The organism is Bacillus sp. DHT2, assembly GCF_026241455.1.
GTDB classification, from domain to species: Bacteria; Bacillota; Bacilli; order Bacillales; family Bacillaceae_G; genus Bacillus_A; species Bacillus_A pseudomycoides.
In genome coordinates, this window is sequence record NZ_JAPHWH010000006.1 from 129,562 (window position 1) to 146,062 (window position 16,501).

The following is a 16,501-nucleotide window of genomic DNA, read 5'->3' on the forward strand; positions in this document are numbered from 1 at the left end:
TTAGTATGGCAAAAGATTTTTATTCAGCAATTGAAGACAGAAGATCAATTTATGCAATTAGTAAAGAGCAAGTTGTTTCTGATGAGAAAATTCAAGAAGTAGTGAATCATGCCGTAAAGTATACACCTTCATCTTTTAATTCTCAGAGTGCAAGGGTTGTTGTGTTATTAGGAGAACAACATGATAAACTATGGGATATTACGAAAGAAACATTACGAAAAATTGTACCAGAAAATAATTTTGCACCAACCGAAGAAAAAATGAACGCATTTAAAAGTGGATATGGAACAGTTTTATATTTTGAAGACAGCAAAGTAATAGAAGATCTTCAAGAAAAGTTTGCATTATATAAAGACAATTTCCCGACTTGGTCCCAGCAATCATCAGGAATGCTACAGTTTGTGATTTGGACAGCATTAGAAATTGAAGGGTTTGGTGCAACGCTGCAACATTATAACCCATTAATTGATGAAGAAGTAAGAAAAGAATGGGATATTCCAGAGACTTGGAAGCTGATCGCTCAAATGCCATTTGGTAAGCCAGTTGCGCCAGCAGGTGAAAAAGAATTTCAGCCGTTAGAAACTCGTGTGAAATTTCATAAATAAAATGGGAAAAGGATTGCCTATATAGGTAATCCTTTTTTGTTTTGTACGAGACCAATAAAAGATTTTTAAAATCTTGTGACTTCTAGTCATTAGAAGTTCAATTCAAGGTATCATTATGGGTATGGAATGACAGATAGCGAAATCCATCATGTGACGCAGTGGTTTCAAAATAAATGAAATAGACAAACAGGGAATGCGGTTATTAGTAATTCCCTGTTTGTGCGATAAATTATTAAAAAATAATTATAATTTATAAGGATTCTTATGATTTAAATTATTACTTTGATTTTCAATAGTAACTTTTAATTCGGATTTTTTTGTTTCAATGGTTGGGATTTTTCTGAACGTTACCAAGGATAGCGTACGAACTAATGCATAGTGAAAATCGATATAATGCTTCGAACCATTATCAATAATTTGTTCCATGGATAATACTCCTCTTCCTAATTATTTGAACTATATTGGTTATTTTAACAATATAAGCATAAAGATTCCAAATAATCAGGTCTTCAATCAAAAAAGCCTAAATAAGCTAAAATATTTTTACTGATAAGGAGTAACGTTACAATGATAAATAAAATTCGTACGTAAGATACTCCTTTTTTTATAGCGAAATTTGAGCCTACGAAAGCCCCGAAAATCATTGCAACTCCCATTGGAAGTCCATATGCAAAATTAACAACATCTAAATAAAGAAAAATGATAAGTGCAGCGATGTTACTACCAAAATTTAAAACTTTGGCATTTCCAGCTGATTGCACAAAATTAAATCCAATGATCAAAAATGTAAATAACAAAAATGCTCCTGTTCCTGCCCCGAAAAATCCATCATAAAATCCAATGATAAAAATAACAGAAGAGAAGATAACTCTTTTTTTTACACTCATTCCACTATAACTTGCATCTTTTCCCCACTCTTTTTTCATAATCGTATAAATCGCAACGGCAATTAATAGAACAAGTACTAATGGTTTTAATATTTCAGATGAAATGTGTTTGACTACAAAGGCGCCAAGTATAGCCCCGATAAAAGTTAAAGGGAATAGCTTAGAGACCAATTTGAAATTCACATTTCCAGATCGAATAAATGAAATGGTACTCATAAGTGATCCCATTGAGCTTGCCAGTTTATTAGTTGCAATAGCTGTTGAAGGTGGGAGGCCGGTGAATAATAAAGCTGGTATAGAAATTAATCCACCGCCACCTACAACAGAATCGATAAAGGCAGCTAAAAAACCTGAAGCAATTAAAAAAAACATTGTATAAAGATTGATGTCCTCCATATGTATTTCCCCCATCCTAGAATAGTCACTACTAAGATAGTATCTGTTTAATTGCTTTGTGTAAATGAAAATTTGATAATGCCTCTTTAATATTTACTCCAACCACTTTTGTGTTTACTATTAAAGTAATAATTACTGTCAATGTTGCGGCAAGTACAAAATATGCGGGAGGCTTACAATGGAAGATTTACTACAAAAAATTCAAATGCTTGGCTTAAATCAATATGAAACAAAAGCCTATGTTTCATTAGTTCAACAAGGAGCTTCTAGTGCTTATCAAGTTAGCAAAAATTCTGGAGTCCCTCGTGCACGTATATATGAAATATTGAATACCCTTGAACAAAAAGGCATTGTAATGAAGGAAGAAATAAATGAAGCAGTACAATATTCTCCTTTACCTGTAGATGTGTTTTTAGAGGCAGTAAGAGAGAAATGGGAAGAGACATACACGTATGTAGAAAAAGAATTAAAAGTATTTGAAAAAAAAGAACCTGAGGTGGATCCGAGAGTAACCACTTTGAAAGGTGAAGAAAATATACTAGCTTTCTGCAGAATATTAATTCGAAGAGCGAAAAAAAAGATTATTTTGTCAATTTGGGATACTATGTATGAAAAACTATTAGTAGACTTAAAAGAAAAAGAAAGAGAATGTAGTTTAAAGGGTATTGTCTTTGAAGTTGACGATCCGTTGCAAGGATTAGAAATTCATAGAAAAACAAGTTACGTTAATAATATTGGAAGTCATAAATGGTTTATCTTATCAATTGATGGAAAAGAAATGGTATATGGTCACTCGATAGAACAAAAAGGAAATGCTTTTTATACAGATGATCCTGTTCATATATATTTACTAGAAAATTATATATGGCATGATATATTAGTAAATCGTTTAGTAAGGGATAGCGATCAAAACATGGATTCTTGGATTGCTCCAGAACGAGAAAAGTTCTTTTTCATATAAATATAATTTTTTAGGATACTATATAGTTGATAAATGGCGGAATTTTTGTAATGATAAGAAGGTGACTCATGAAAAGAACTATTTTGTAAGACCAGTAGAAAAACCAATTGTTTACTTAGATATCATGATTTTATTAGTGAAGTAAGTAAAGAATGGATACTACTAGAAGCTTTGATTCGTTTTGTAATAGAAAAAATTAAATGTTTTATTGCGAAAACGCTGTATATGAAGCTGGAATTCACATGAAGTTCACGTGAAGTTCACATTGATAATTTAAAATAGTTGACGTGTGAAAAAGAAAGCCCTTGTATAAAAATGGAATTTAACATGAAATCATTTCCAATGTTTTGGTAGGATATTAAAATCATTTTTTTAAGAGGGTAGTAGGGAAAGGGAGTTAATACAACTTATGAAAAAAGTACTAGCAGGTTTAGCGGCAGCTTCTGTAGCCGGTGCAGTAGTTCCTGGAATGGATGCTGCTCACGCACAAGTTTCAACAGACGCGCTAAAAGAAATCGATGGACAAACACAAAAACAAACACAAACAGTTGATCCGAAAGTAACTGAAACACAAACAGTAGAGAAAAAATCTGACATTAAATACACAGTAACAGCTGATGTATTGAATGTACGTACAGGTCCTGGTACAGGAAATGATATTATTTCTAAAGTACAAGAAGGACAAGTTCTACAAGTAACTGGTGAAGAAAATGGTTGGTTTAAAGTAAATGTAAACGGTAAAACTGGCTATGTAAGCAGTGATTTTGTAACAACTGGTGAGAAAACAGGAACTGCTGTTCAACAAGGAACAGGTAACTATACGGTAAACGTTTCTTCACTTAATGTACGTACAGGTCCTAGTGCTTCTCATACAGTTGTAGGTACTGTAGGCAAAGGACAAACTGTACAAGTTGTCGGTGAAGTACAAGACTGGTTTAAAATTAACCACAACGGCGGAACTGGCTATGTAAGTAAAGACTTTGTAACAAAAGGCGGTACAACTACAAATGTAAGTACGGAAACAGAAAAGCCAAACAACAATGAAATGACAATCCGAAAAGACGGCTCATATGTTGTTGATACAGGAGCTTTACGTGTACGTACAGGCCCGGCTACATATAATGCTGTAATTGGTGGCGTAGTACAAGGCCAAACATTACAAGTTATTGGTGGAGAAAACGGTTGGTATAAAATTAACCACCAAGGAAGAACTGGCTATGTAAGTGCAGACCATGTTAAGTTTGTAAAAGGTGGTACAGCAAATGTAACTACGCCTTCTCGTCCAGCTACTGGCGGTGAGCAAGGAAATACACAAACAGAAAAACCACAAACAGAAAAACCGACAACACCATCTGCTAATGGCTCATCAATTGTGTCTATTGCACAATCGCTAAATGGTTCACCATATGTATATGGTGGTACAACACCATCAGGTTTTGACTGCAGTGGCTACGTTTACTACGTATTAAATAAAGCAGGTCATTCTGGTGGACGTCAAACTGTTGCTGGCTACTGGAGCAGCAAGACGCATACTAGTAATCCACAACCAGGTGATTTAGTATACTTTAAAGATACTACTGGTGCAGGTGCAGGTATGACTCATATGGGTATTTACTTAGGAAATGGTCAGTTCATCAGTGCAGAAACTGAAAAAACTGGTGTAAGAATTAGCTCAGTAAATAACTCTTACTGGAGTAAGCATCTAGCAGGTTACACAAAAGCATAATAAGAACCGTATTCTTACATATTATAAGAAAAAGCTTTCTAGGAAACTAGAAAGCTTTTTCTGTTTTAGATGTCTTTATGCGTCCAGTAAAAATTTGGAATATAAATCATGGAAGTAGCTAGGACGGAATAAGTTTGCGGCATGGCCGGCTAGTGGGATTTCTTTATATAAAACGTTTGGAAGAATGGATTTTAAATCAAATAAACAGGATTTATAGAGATGATCGTGTTCACCCATTACCCATAGAATAGGTTGTGATAGTTCTCGTAGTCGAGATTTTAAATCGAATTCTAGACGGTGTTTGAGCGATTCGACAATAATCGATGAATGCAATTGTAATCCAAACCGATAATAAATGTTTTTTGAAATAACCGCAAAAGGACTTGCTTTTAGTATACCACTTGGGAAAATTGTACTCGCATATTGATAAAGCCAAGTGGAATATTCATTTTCACGGTTGTCCCAAAACTTTAGAAAGACGTTATATAAAAGGGAGGGATTATTGTAATGACCTCCAATATGACAAAGACTTAATACTTTCTCTGGATATTTGTGAGCGAATATAGTGGCAATGTAACAGCCATAGCTTAGGGCACAAATATGAGCTTGCTGAATACCTTCTTTCTCATACAGGTCTGATAATTGCTGTACTAATCGATCTAAAGAAAAGTCTATTGCTTGCCCTTTGTCTTCACCATGACCTAGTAAATCATACGTTATAATATTGTAAGAAGGAGAAAATCGTTTATATTCTTTTTTGAAGGCACGACGATTTCCGACTAATCCATGAATGAATATAATGGTCTTCTTTTCAGAATTCTTTTTTGCTTGCACGGTATACCCCTTTCGGTGAATGAAGATTAGTGAGATGCGTATGCTATGAAAATATATATTTTTATAGTTATATATGGGTAATCATTCTAAATTCTTTTTGCGTAGACTATAGAATGGTAATTTTTTTATTTTTTATTAAGTACCAGGTAATAATATCAGATGATTATATCTGTTGTAAAGATAAGATTTGATGTGTTTTATTACCAAATCAGTAGATTAATCGTTTGACTGTTTACATTCATATCGTATTCTAATTTTAGAAATAACCGTTTGGTTTGAAAGAAGGCAAGGTTCAAGCTTTAATTACACCAGTTATGTCATTTGTTTTAATGGCGTTACTTGTCATTATTGTAGGATATGGTGGAATGCGAGTTTCTAGTGGAGCATTAACAATTGGAGAACTTGTGGCATTTATTTTATATTTAATGCAAATTGTTATGCCAATGAGTCAACTTTCTATGTTCTTTACACAATTCCAAAAGGCAATTGGCGCAACGGAACGCATTAATACAATTTTAGAATATGAAGTGGAACATCATATAGAAGGTAAAAATGTGGATTTTGAATATAACGAGGAAGAGAAAGTACTACAAAATATTCAATTTACGATTGAATCAAGAAAAGTGACTGCAATTGTAGGTCCAAGTGGTAGTGGGAAAACGACATTGTTTTCTTTATTAGAACGTTTTTATAAAGCTGATTCATCACGAAATCGTGCACATGGAGGTAGTGGTTTAGGATTGGCAATTGTGAAGAAAGTGATTGATCTTCATAAGGGAGAGACCCGGATAGAGAGTGTAGTTGGAAAGGGAACGGAATTTATCGTTTTGATTCCTGGGAGTAAACATAGCACTTGAAAATAGAGAAGTGGGGGCAGAGGAAACTGTCTTTTACTTCTCTATTTGTTTAGTAAGAAATAAAAAAAATTATAGGTTACCTAGAAGTAACCTACGCACATCAAAGTGCATAATTGCATTTAGGATGATATACATATAGAATTCATGGTATGAAAAAGCAACTTAGAATGATTGAGGAGTGTTATATTTGGCAGAATTATTACAAGGAAAAAATGCATTAATTACAGGAGCAGGAAGAGGAATTGGCCGTGCTGTGGCAATTGCTTTAGCAAAAGAAGGTGTGAACGTTGGTCTTTTAGCACGCTCAGAAGAAAACTTAAAAGCAGTTGCGAAGGAAGTAGAAGCAGAAGGTGTAAAAGCTGTTATTGCTACTGCTGATGTATCTTCATATGAAGAAGTTACTACTGCTATTGAAACATTAAAAAAAGGATTAGGTTCTATTGATATTTTAATTAATAATGCGGGTATTTCTAAGTTTGGCAAATTCTTAGAATTAGATGTTGCTGATTGGGAAAAAATCATCCAAGTAAACTTAATGGGTGTATATTACGCAACTCGCGCAGCGCTACCAGGCATGATTGAACAACAGTCTGGTGACATTATTAATATTTCATCAACAGCAGGACAAAAAGGTGCACCAGTAACAAGTGCATACAGCGCTTCTAAATTTGGTGTTCTTGGTTTAACAGAATCGTTAGCAATGGAAGTACGTAAACACAACATTCGTGTAACAGCTTTAACACCAAGTACTGTTGCAACTGATATGGCGGTAGAATTAGGATTAACAGATGGTAACCCTGAGAAAGTCATGCAAGCAGAAGATATCGCTGAGTTTATCGTAGCGCAGCTGAAATTAAATAAACGTACATTTATTAAATCTGCAGGACTTTGGTCTACTAATCCGTAAGAAGTTGTATATGAATAAAAAAGATTTGGTTTAAAGCCAAATCCTTTTTATTTATTTCTTTTTAATTCTGAATTTTACGAACTGTAATGAGGGATGAAAGTTATTGAAGGATTATCCTATACAATTCGAAGGGAATGGTATTTACGTGAATAATATTGATAAATGGAAAGCTGTTGATCATTTTATTACGGATTTACTTATACCAACTGATTCTATTCTTGAAGAGGTACTTCAAGTAAATGCTGAAGCTAATTTGCCAGCACATGATGTTTCGCCAACTCAAGGGAAGTTCTTACAATTGCTCGTGCAAATTCAAGGTGCACGAAATATTTTAGAAATTGGTACTTTAGGTGGATATAGTACAATATGGCTTGCAAGGGCGTTGCCAACAGATGGTCGTCTTATCACGCTTGAAGCAAGTGAAAAGTATGCTGAAATTGCCCGTGCTAATATCAAACGAGCTAATTTGAGTGAAGTGGTTCATGTGCGTACTGGAATGGCAATAGATTCGTTGCAGCAAATGGCTACTGAAAACTGTGAGCCGTTTGATCTTATTTTCATTGATGCTGATAAACAAAACAACCCTGCATATTTTGAATGGGCTCTTAAACTTTCGAGGTGTGGTAGTTTAATTATTGGTGATAATGTAGTGCGCGATGGTGAGGTGGTCAATGGTTTAAATGAAGACGCTCGTGTACAGGGGATACGACGTTTTTATGAACGAATTGCTGCTGAACCGCGTGTTACTGCTACAGTGATCCAAACTGTGGGGAGTAAGGGGTATGATGGATTTGTAATTGCGCTTGTAACAGAAGGATGAGGTCTAGATGCCAATTATAGATCTACTAGACTAGGAGGGGGAAATAAAAAATGTTTGATATGTTATAACATGGATGGAAAACAGGGAACTCTTCTCGTGCTCCTCCAAAATGAATGCAGTACAATGCACTAATAAAATTTGGAGGCTATAAAAATATGAGAAGTGAAAAAGAAATGATGGGTTTAATATTAAATGCAGCAAGAGAAGATGAGCGTATTCGCGCAGTGATTATGAATGGTTCTCGTGTGAATCCGAATGTGAAGAGAGATTGTTTTCAAGATTACGATATTGTATATGTTGTGAAAGATATACAGTCATTCACATCTGATCACAGTTGGATAAATAGATTTGGAAAAATAATGATTGTACAAATGCCAGAAGAAAGCACTTTAGTTCCACCCGAAGAGGATGGAAGCTTTCCTTATTTGATGCAGTTTATAGACGGGAATCGAATCGATTTGACTTTAGTTTCAGTAGAATTAATACATGAAATTCTTGGTGGAGATAGTTTGAGTGTACTTCTTTTTGATAAAGATGGTGCTATTGAGCCATTTCCACCAGCAAATGATTCGGATTACTGTATAAAAAGGCCAACAGCAAAAGAATTTGCAGATTGCTGTAATGAGTTTTGGTGGTGTAGTACAAATGTAGCAAAAGGGTTGTGGAGAGAAGAACTTCCTTATGTAAAAGGAATGCTTGAAGGTCCTATTCGAAATATGCTGATGCAAATGCTAGAATGGCATATTGGGATAAAAACAAATTTTACAGTAAACGCCGGAAAGTTTGGGAAGTATTTTGAACAATATCTTGAGGATGATTTGTGGAAACAATATATAGAGACATTTTCAAATGCAGATTATGAGAATATTTGGAAGTCGTTCTTTGTAATGGGGGATTTATTTAGGGAAACTGCAATCGGAATTGCTAGATATTTTAGTTTTGAATATCCACAAGGTGACGATGCTAGAGTAACAAGCTATCTAAAACATGTGAGATCTTTACCAAAAGATAGTCAAACAATTTATTAAGTATATGATAGATAGAAATAAGACCGTTTCAAAATGGGACGGTCTTATTTCTGTTCAGGAACATGAATCATCCTGACAAAATAAGAATGAACTGCATATAAAATTTTAGGGAGGTTTTATTAATTATGTATTATTTTTATCCATCAGAGATACTAACTCCTTTTCAATGGGTTTCAGAACGTAATACGCCTTTATATAATATGTATTCTTATTTGCCATACTCAAATGTATTTTATTATCAAAACTATTTGAGTGTAACGCCTGATTTGCTAAATGCTGGTTTGAAGAATGAGGTTCAAGGTGCAGAAGAAGATAGAGGCTCGTGGACACCTTTTTCTTGGGTTGAAAAATATGCTTATGCATTTTCTGGTCCATATAATAAAGCGGAAGTTGCCCTTACATTTGATGATGGACCAGACTTTGTATTTACTCCGCAAATACTAGATAAGTTAAAAAATTATGGTGTGAAAGCTACTTTTTTTCTTCTTGGTGAAAATGCAGAAAGATATCCTGATGTAGTAAAACGAATTGCAAATGAGGGTCATACTGTTGGGAATCATACGTATAACCACCCAAATTTAGTTAAAGTAAGTGATGAAGAATATCGTAATCAAATTGTAAGAACGGAAGAGATATTGCAGAAGTTGATAGGGTATGCACCAAAGTTTATACGTCCGCCTTATGGTGAAATACGTGAAAAACAATTAGAGTGGGCGACAGAACAGAATTTTATGACTGTACAATGGAGTGTAGATACAGTTGATTGGAAAGGAGTAAGTGCAGAGCAGGTTACAAATACTGTGTTAGGGAATGCGTTTCCAGGAAGTGTTATACTCCAGCATTCTACACCGGGAGGACATTTGCAAGGATCTGTGGATGCGCTAGATCGAATCATTACTGAACTGAAAGCGAAAGGGTCACGTTTCGTGACGCTTCCTAACATGTTTCATACGTCGAAACAGAGAAAGTAAATGACCGATAAGGTGGACCTATAAATATAAAATACTGTATTCAGCTTGTACATCATTTAAACAAGAGTGGTGTATTTTTGTTTTTGGAAAATATAGGTTTTCGATTGGTTTTTGTTGTATAATAAAACTATAAACTGACAAATAAGTTTGAAAATATGTGTGTGGATGTGGAGGGAATAAGATGACATATGCGCTTGTAAATATAGGAATGAGCTTGTTAATCGGTATTATATTTATACTATCCGCACTCATATTGCAAAAAAATCCACCAACAGATATTAACGCAGTATACGGATATCGAACAAAGCGATCAATGAAAAATAAAGATTTGTGGGATGTTGGAAATCAATATAGCGCTGAAGTTATGAAACAAAATGGACTTTTAATGATTTTAATAGGAAGTTTAATCGGATTGCTATTTTGGTACCCACATACAATGATTGCTATTTTAATCCTTATGATAGTATTAATCATTCGTTTGTTTATACGGGTGGAGAAGAAATTAAAGGTACTGGAGAAACAATAAACTTTACTTGTGAAATTTTCAAGCTGTTCTATTAAGGAAGTACAAATAGTTTTGACCCCTGCACTATTTAAGTGGGGGTCAATTAAATTTTAGAAGTTATTGATTTTTAGCATATCTCGTCCTTTTTCTACGACAAATTCATAATATTCAAGCTCATATGGATAAATATCTTCAAATGTTATTGTAATAGATTTAGCGCTTTTGTTTAAAACTGGAATGCCTGTTGTAGATGAGATTTCTCCTTTTAAAAGCTGTAAAAAAGAAGTCGCATTTACTTTCATTACATCTTCAACTTCATCACCTGGAGCAAATGGAAGTGGTTTTGTAACAGCATGAAAATACATATGACACATTTCACGGTCAATGAAATGCGGGATTTCATGGTTGATTTTAAAAATGCCTTTGTACTCTAAATCAGTAGCTTGAAAGGAAAGTCCTAATTCCTCTTTTACTTCACGAAGACCCCCTATTCGTACATCTTCATCATGCATAATATGTCCCGCTGATGTAATATCCCATTTTCCTGGGAAATCTTTCTTGTTTTTAGCACGTAATTGGAAGTGTAGAAAGATGTCTTCATTATCTTTTTCTACAAACCAACAATGGAATGTTTCGTGCCAATCACCGTCACGATGTACATCATCACGTAGTTTTTTTCCAATTTTGTTTCCTTCTGTATCAAATATCGTTAACCATTCTGCCATTGATATTCCCCTTTCTGCATAGTTTATTATACAATGAATGTATGTAATTTTGGGAAAATAACGATAATTAAGTAGGGAGTGTATATGGAATGGGACTAGGCGAGAAAAAAATAAATTCGCTCATTTCAACAGAAGAAGAATTACGTCTTATTTTAGGATATCCAAGTGAACGCGCGGTGAAAAAAGTGATCCCATCACTCGATTATCATTGTCGTGAATTTCTATCTAAGTCTCCTTTTCTAGTAATATCTACTTCAGATGAATTTGGTCATTGTGATGCATCACCAAGAGGGGATGCACCTGGATTTGTATATGTTTTAAATGAAAATCAAATTGTAATTCCAGAAAGACCGGGGAATCGGAGGGTGGATTCTATCCTTAATATTTTATCTAACTCACGGGTGGGACTTATCTTTTTTATTCCAGGGCTTGGAGAATCATTACGGATAAATGGGCGTGCAACTATCACAAAAGACGAAGAGATTTTAGAGAAAATGCAAGTAAGGGGTCGCAATCCACTTCTCGGAATCGTTGTAAAAATAGAGGAGTGTTTCATCCATTGTGCAAAAGCATTTATACGTTCTGAATTATGGAATCCAAATTCTTGGTTAGAAAAAGAAGCATTACCATCAGCAGCAAAAATGCTTGCTGATCATGCAAAAGTAAATGCAAATGAAGAAGAAGTCGCACGTTCTTTAGAAGAAAGTTATACAAAAAGATTATATTGAAAATATTGCATAGTACATTGATTGATAAAATATATAAATATAATTAATGATTTAGGAATCTAAAGAGCATTCATTCTATTGGTAATCAGTATTTAAAATCAAAAGCATAATTGTTTTACTTGATATTTTTATCCCGCATTAACGGGCAGTAAGACCCCCACCTCAAAATTTGGAAAAGCAAAGAAGTTAGAAGGGGGATGAACTGCCCGTAAAAGCCCGATTGGTGAGGGCTAATAATCAGTGGGGGATGAAGAAAACCCCCACTGATTAAAGTTTCACTTTATATGAATTCCAAATTTAAAAAGGTAATTATGTAGGTTTAATCATTTTTTTAGTAGTTTAAATTATTATCTTGAAATAAGTTATAAAAGTGTAATTATCTTGTGGGAAATAAAAGGTATAATTTTTTTCTCAAAAACGGGATTGATTTTTCGAATTTTCGTAATTATAATAATTTAACAAATAGACATGAACGAAAAGTAACGATAAGGACATGAGATAATTTTTACGGTTTACAGAGAGGGGAGCCAAAGGCTGTGAGCTTCCTAACACGGGGAATTCTCTTACCACCTTTGAACTTCAATAGTGAACGAGTAATCTAGTAATTATTGACGGTCTCAGCCGTTATCTGATCTTGAGCAATCCGAGGTGAATGTATATTTGGATTGGAACAAGGGTGGAACCACGAAAGCACATTCGTCCCTTTTATAGGGATGGGTGTGCTTTTTTATACAAAGTTAATATTCGAAAATTAAAAATATAAAAAATATTCCTTGCTTTTGTATGATATGTACGTATAATAATTTAACAAATAGATATGAACGAAAAGTAGTGATAAGGACATGAGATAATTTTTACGGTTTGCAGAGAGGGAGGCCAAAGGCTGTGAGCTTCCTAACACGAGAAATAATCTTACCACCTTTGAACTTCAATAGTGAACGAGTAATCTAGTAATTATTGACGGTTTCAGCCGTTATCTGATCTTGAGCAATCCGAAGCGAATGTATATTTGGATTGGAACAAGGGTGGAACCACGAAAACACATTCGTCCCTTTTATAGGGATGAGTGTGTTTTTTTTATAAAATGTATTACTGAATTGAAAGGAGGTGCAGTGGAGTGAAACGAGTGATCCGAACGAGAATCACCATTAACTGCGCAAATAGGAAGAAGATAATGGTCAAGTAGTTTAAAAAATAGGAGGAGATTAAAAAATGAGCAATGTAGTACATGTTGGAGTATTAGGACTTGGAACAGTAGGGAGCGGTGTCGTTCATATTTTGGAAGATCACAAGGAGAAAATAAGTCTTGATACAGGATATGAAGTAAAGGTAAAGGCAGTGGCAGTACGTGATGTGGAAAAAGAACGAGATGTTTCAATTGATGGAATCATGATAACAAATGATGCAGATGAAATTTTAGAAGATCCCAATATTGATATCGTAGTAGAGGTGATGGGTGGAATTCAAGAAGCAAAACAGGCTATTATAAGGGCGTTATGTAATAAGAAACATGTCGTAACTGCAAACAAAGATTTAATGGCTGTATACGGTAATGAATTGTTAAAATTAGCGAATGCAAATGGTTGTCAGTTGTATTATGAAGCAAGTGTAGCTGGAGGAATTCCAATTTTAAGAGGACTAGTAGACGGCTTAGCTTCTGATCATATTGAAAAGATTATGGGAATTGTAAATGGCACAACGAATTATATACTAACAAAAATGAGTCAAAATGGTTGGTCGTATGAACAGGCGCTTCAAGAAGCTCAAAAGCTAGGCTTTGCAGAATCAGATCCGTCAGCAGATGTAGATGGACTGGATGCTGCACGAAAGGTAGCTATTCTTGCAAACTTAGGATTTTCGATGAATGTTTCTTTAGATGATGTACATGTTCGAGGTATTCGAAATGTAGAAAAAGAAGATTTAGAAATGGCTGGGAAGCTAGGTTTTACTATGAAGCTAGTCGGGAAAGCGGAGAAGCAAGGTTCAGCTGTTAATTTAAGCGTAGCACCTACTTTATTACCGAGTCAGCATCCATTATCCAGTGTGAATAACGAATTTAACGCTGTATATGTACACGGTCATGCGGTTGGTGAAGTTATGTTTTATGGGCCAGGGGCTGGAAAATTGCCAACAGGATCTGCTGTAGTAAGTGATATTATTTCAATCGTTAAAAATATGAATCAAATAGTGAAAAGTCAAGGTGTGTTAAAAGAGTCAGTGCCTTATACACTAAAAGGGGATGAAGAAGTTGTCTCGAAATATTTTTTACGCATTTTATTACGTGATGAACCAGGGATGTTTCAGGAAATTACAGAATGTTTCGTTAATGAATCGATTAGCTTAGAAGAAATTGTGCAACTTCCATTAAATCAAGAGCTTGCGGAAATTGTGATTGTGACGCATCAAACTTCAAAGTACCAATTCGAAAAAGTTTTAACATTACTAGAGAATGTAGCAAATGAAATAAAAAGTTATTACGCTATTGAGGAGGAAAAACAATATGTATAAAGGATTATTAAAACAATATGCTTCTTATTTACCAGTGAATGACAATACACCAGATGTAAGCTTGATGGAAGGGAATACACCACTCATTCCACTTCTGAATATTTCTAAAGAATTAGGGATTCATTTGTATGGAAAATATGAAGGTGCTAACCCTACAGGATCTTTTAAAGATAGAGGGATGGTGATGGCAGTTGCGAAAGCAAAAGAAGAAGGATCACAGGCAATTATTTGTGCATCAACAGGTAATACATCAGCAGCGGCAGCGGCATACGCTGCTCGTCTTGGGCTGAAGTGTATTATCGTTATACCAGAAGGGAAAATTGCTCATGGGAAATTAGCACAAGCTATTGCGTATGGAGCAGAGATTATTTCAATTGAAGGAAACTTTGATGACGCACTTCGAGCTGTACGTCAGATTGCAGATGAAGAACCAATTACATTAGTAAACTCTGTTAATCCATATCGAATTGAAGGACAAAAAACAGCTGCGTTTGAAATTTGTGATCAGTTGCAAAAAGCACCAGATGTCCTTGCTATTCCGGTTGGAAATGCAGGGAATATTACGGCATACTGGAAAGGTTTTTGTGAATATGAGAAAGAAAAGGGATTCAAGAAACCTAGAATTCACGGTTTTGAAGCCGAAGGAGCAGCTGCAATTGTAAAAGGTCATGTCATTGATTCACCAGAAACAATCGCAACTGCAATTCGTATTGGTAATCCAGCAAGCTGGTCCTATGCTGTAGAAGCAGCAGAGCAATCAAACGGTGAAATTGATATGGTATCAGACGAAGAAATCTTAAGTGCCTATCAGTTGCTAGCAAAAACAGAAGGAGTTTTTGCAGAACCAGGGTCAAGTGCTTCTCTAGCAGGTGTAATTAAACATGTTCAAGCAGGGAAAATCAAAAAGGGAGAGACAGTTGTTGCTGTATTAACAGGAAATGGTTTAAAAGATCCTGATATTGCTATTGCCTCTAATCACTTAGAGATTGCAAGTGTTTCAAACGATATGGAACAAATAAAAGAACATATTAAAGGAGTGATTGTTTCGTGATTCCATTTAAAGTTCGTGTTCCAGCTAGTACGGCAAATGTAGGTCCGGGTTTTGATTCTGTTGGAATAGCATTATCATTATATTTGGAAGTGGCTGTGAAGGAACAATCAGCTCATTGGCATGTTATACATTCATTCGATTCTTCTATCCAAAATGATGAGAGAAACTTAATTGTAAGTACAGCACTTAAAGTATGTCCTTCGTTATCTTCCTATATAATAGAAGTTACTAGTAATATTCCACTTACGCGAGGATTGGGGAGCAGCGCATCAGCGATTGTAGCAGGAATAGAACTTGCCAATGAACTTGGAGAATTACATTTAACAACAGATGAGAAAGTTCATCTTGCTACAAGTTTTGAGGGACACCCTGATAATGTAGCTGCTTCTATTTTAGGAGGTACTGTTATTGGCGCGATGGATGGGAATCATGTATCTGTTGTTAGAATAGAGAGTAAAGAATTAGGTGTAATCTCTCTTATTCCTGATGAAGAATTAAATACAAATAAAAGTCGTTCTGTATTGCCAGAAATATTTCAGTTTCATGATGCTGTTCGTGCAAGTGCAGTCAGCAATGTTTTAGTAGCAGCGTTATGCCAAAAGAAGTGGGAAATTGTTGGTGAAATGATGGAAAGAGATCAATTTCATGAACCATACCGTTCACAGCTTGTTCCATTTTTACCCGCAGTTCGGATGTATGCGAAAAAGTTTGGAGCATATGGGACAGCACTTAGTGGGGCTGGTCCATCTCTTTTTATATTGACTCCATATGAAAAACGCGAGGAAGTTGCTGAACAATTAGCAAAAGTATTTCCGGCGATGCAAGTTTGTGAGCTAGAAATTGATCATGAAGGAACAGTTGTGAAAAGGGAACAAAGTGCTGGTAGAACAGAAGAGAAGTATAGTATATAGATAAGGGATTAAAGAAGAGCAGTTTCTTATATAATAGACATAAAGGAGTCGAACTCTTTTCTTGTTTTAGGTTGGTGTAGT

Annotated in this window: 16 protein-coding genes, 1 pseudogene and 2 other annotated features; of the genes and pseudogenes, 13 read left to right on the plus strand and 4 right to left on the minus strand. The window is 35.0% G+C overall.

Annotation, left to right across the window (positions count from 1 at the left end):
• Nucleotides 1–5: 5 nt before the first annotated feature.
• Complete coding sequence (locus tag ORL93_RS16435; protein WP_018781368.1) at nucleotides 6–605, plus strand: nitroreductase family protein; 600 nt, start codon at nucleotides 6–8, stop codon at nucleotides 603–605.
• A 243-nt stretch (nucleotides 606–848) separates the two neighbouring features.
• Here ORL93_RS16435 and ORL93_RS16440 read toward each other — a convergent pair whose 3' ends face one another.
• Nucleotides 849–1,031 (minus strand): hypothetical protein, encoded by a 183-nt coding sequence (locus tag ORL93_RS16440; RefSeq protein WP_018781367.1) that lies wholly within the window; start codon nucleotides 1,029–1,031, stop codon nucleotides 849–851.
• 83 nt (nucleotides 1,032–1,114) lie between these two features.
• Entirely contained in the window at nucleotides 1,115–1,888 is a 774-nt protein-coding gene (locus ORL93_RS16445; protein WP_265959262.1) for a TSUP family transporter, read from the minus strand.
• Nucleotides 1,889–2,066: 178 nt separating this feature from the next.
• Between ORL93_RS16445 and ORL93_RS16450 the strand changes: the two genes are divergently transcribed.
• Nucleotides 2,067–2,849 (plus strand): TrmB family transcriptional regulator, encoded by a 783-nt coding sequence (locus tag ORL93_RS16450; protein WP_018781365.1) that lies wholly within the window; start codon nucleotides 2,067–2,069, stop codon nucleotides 2,847–2,849.
• Between the two features lie 409 nt (nucleotides 2,850–3,258).
• Nucleotides 3,259–4,575 (plus strand): enterotoxin EntFM, encoded by a 1,317-nt coding sequence (gene entFM, locus ORL93_RS16455; RefSeq protein ID WP_006094561.1) that lies wholly within the window; start codon nucleotides 3,259–3,261, stop codon nucleotides 4,573–4,575.
• Between the two features lie 75 nt (nucleotides 4,576–4,650).
• Here the strand turns inward: entFM and ORL93_RS16460 are convergent, their stop codons facing one another.
• Nucleotides 4,651–5,409, minus strand: a complete 759-nt coding sequence (locus ORL93_RS16460; RefSeq protein ID WP_097794636.1) for an alpha/beta fold hydrolase — start codon at nucleotides 5,407–5,409, stop codon at nucleotides 4,651–4,653.
• Nucleotides 5,410–5,681: 272 nt separating this feature from the next.
• Here ORL93_RS16460 and ORL93_RS16465 point away from each other — a divergent pair.
• From ORL93_RS16465 to ORL93_RS16490, 6 genes and pseudogenes are all read left to right on the plus strand, one after another.
• A pseudogene (locus ORL93_RS16465) lies at nucleotides 5,682–6,266 on the plus strand (ATP-binding protein); the annotation flags it as partial.
• A 187-nt stretch (nucleotides 6,267–6,453) separates the two neighbouring features.
• The gene (locus ORL93_RS16470) at nucleotides 6,454–7,173 is read left to right on the plus strand and encodes a 3-ketoacyl-ACP reductase (RefSeq protein ID WP_141522217.1); all 720 of its coding nucleotides are present in this window, start codon (nucleotides 6,454–6,456) and stop codon (nucleotides 7,171–7,173) included.
• Nucleotides 7,174–7,318: 145 nt separating this feature from the next.
• Nucleotides 7,319–7,993, plus strand: a complete 675-nt coding sequence (locus ORL93_RS16475; RefSeq protein WP_097794663.1) for an O-methyltransferase — start codon at nucleotides 7,319–7,321, stop codon at nucleotides 7,991–7,993.
• Between the two features lie 155 nt (nucleotides 7,994–8,148).
• Complete coding sequence (locus ORL93_RS16480; protein ID WP_097794639.1) at nucleotides 8,149–9,021, plus strand: aminoglycoside 6-adenylyltransferase; 873 nt, start codon at nucleotides 8,149–8,151, stop codon at nucleotides 9,019–9,021.
• A 125-nt stretch (nucleotides 9,022–9,146) separates the two neighbouring features.
• Nucleotides 9,147–9,992, plus strand: a complete 846-nt coding sequence (locus ORL93_RS16485; protein WP_006094566.1) for a peptidoglycan-N-acetylglucosamine deacetylase — start codon at nucleotides 9,147–9,149, stop codon at nucleotides 9,990–9,992.
• 181 nt (nucleotides 9,993–10,173) lie between these two features.
• Entirely contained in the window at nucleotides 10,174–10,518 is a 345-nt protein-coding gene (locus ORL93_RS16490) for an SdpI family protein (RefSeq protein WP_006094567.1), read from the plus strand.
• Nucleotides 10,519–10,607: 89 nt separating this feature from the next.
• On the opposite strand, the gene ORL93_RS16495 is transcribed toward ORL93_RS16490, so the two are convergent.
• On the minus strand, nucleotides 10,608–11,222 hold the full coding sequence (locus tag ORL93_RS16495) for an NUDIX hydrolase (RefSeq protein WP_003196996.1): 615 nt from the start codon (nucleotides 11,220–11,222) through the stop codon (nucleotides 10,608–10,610).
• An 89-nt stretch (nucleotides 11,223–11,311) separates the two neighbouring features.
• Between ORL93_RS16495 and ORL93_RS16500 the strand changes: the two genes are divergently transcribed.
• The 4 genes from ORL93_RS16500 to thrB all read left to right on the plus strand — a co-directional run bounded on the left by ORL93_RS16500 (nucleotide 11,312) and on the right by thrB (nucleotide 16,420).
• A complete protein-coding gene (locus ORL93_RS16500; protein WP_097794640.1) occupies nucleotides 11,312–11,950 on the plus strand; it encodes a pyridoxamine 5'-phosphate oxidase family protein in 639 nt (212 codons plus the stop codon).
• A gap of 473 nt (nucleotides 11,951–12,423) precedes the next feature.
• Nucleotides 12,424–12,657 (plus strand) — a binding site (T-box leader).
• Nucleotides 12,658–12,772: 115 nt separating this feature from the next.
• Nucleotides 12,773–13,006: a binding site (T-box leader), on the plus strand.
• A 156-nt stretch (nucleotides 13,007–13,162) separates the two neighbouring features.
• Entirely contained in the window at nucleotides 13,163–14,458 is a 1,296-nt protein-coding gene (locus tag ORL93_RS16505) for a homoserine dehydrogenase (protein ID WP_098160654.1), read from the plus strand.
• Nucleotides 14,451–15,509 (plus strand): threonine synthase, encoded by a 1,059-nt coding sequence (thrC, locus tag ORL93_RS16510; protein ID WP_016114538.1) that lies wholly within the window; start codon nucleotides 14,451–14,453, stop codon nucleotides 15,507–15,509. The genes ORL93_RS16505 and thrC overlap by 8 nt, the downstream gene beginning before the upstream one ends.
• On the plus strand, nucleotides 15,506–16,420 hold the full coding sequence (thrB, locus tag ORL93_RS16515; RefSeq protein WP_097794642.1) for a homoserine kinase: 915 nt from the start codon (nucleotides 15,506–15,508) through the stop codon (nucleotides 16,418–16,420). Before thrC ends, thrB begins: the two co-directional genes overlap by 4 nt.
• Nucleotides 16,421–16,501: the final 81 nt, after the last annotated feature.

What these genes read in the sequence shown, in the direction of transcription:
- entFM (WP_006094561.1), top strand. Translation starts at nt 3,259, where the DNA reads ATGAAAAAAGTACTAGCAGGTTTAGCGGCAGCTTCTGTAGCCGGTGCA.
- ORL93_RS16485 (WP_006094566.1), top strand. Translation starts at nt 9,147, where the DNA reads ATGTATTATTTTTATCCATCAGAGATACTAACTCCTTTTCAATGGGTT.
- thrC (WP_016114538.1), top strand. Translation starts at nt 14,451, where the DNA reads ATGTATAAAGGATTATTAAAACAATATGCTTCTTATTTACCAGTGAAT.
- ORL93_RS16450 (WP_018781365.1), top strand. Translation starts at nt 2,067, where the DNA reads ATGGAAGATTTACTACAAAAAATTCAAATGCTTGGCTTAAATCAATAT.
- ORL93_RS16445 (WP_265959262.1), bottom strand. Translation starts at nt 1,888, where the DNA reads ATGGAGGACATCAATCTTTATACAATGTTTTTTTTAATTGCTTCAGGT.
- ORL93_RS16500 (WP_097794640.1), top strand. Translation starts at nt 11,312, where the DNA reads ATGGGACTAGGCGAGAAAAAAATAAATTCGCTCATTTCAACAGAAGAA.
- ORL93_RS16490 (WP_006094567.1), top strand. Translation starts at nt 10,174, where the DNA reads ATGACATATGCGCTTGTAAATATAGGAATGAGCTTGTTAATCGGTATT.
- ORL93_RS16495 (WP_003196996.1), bottom strand. Translation starts at nt 11,222, where the DNA reads ATGGCAGAATGGTTAACGATATTTGATACAGAAGGAAACAAAATTGGA.
- ORL93_RS16480 (WP_097794639.1), top strand. Translation starts at nt 8,149, where the DNA reads ATGAGAAGTGAAAAAGAAATGATGGGTTTAATATTAAATGCAGCAAGA.
- ORL93_RS16440 (WP_018781367.1), bottom strand. Translation starts at nt 1,031, where the DNA reads ATGGAACAAATTATTGATAATGGTTCGAAGCATTATATCGATTTTCAC.
- ORL93_RS16505 (WP_098160654.1), top strand. Translation starts at nt 13,163, where the DNA reads ATGAGCAATGTAGTACATGTTGGAGTATTAGGACTTGGAACAGTAGGG.
- ORL93_RS16435 (WP_018781368.1), top strand. Translation starts at nt 6, where the DNA reads ATGGCAAAAGATTTTTATTCAGCAATTGAAGACAGAAGATCAATTTAT.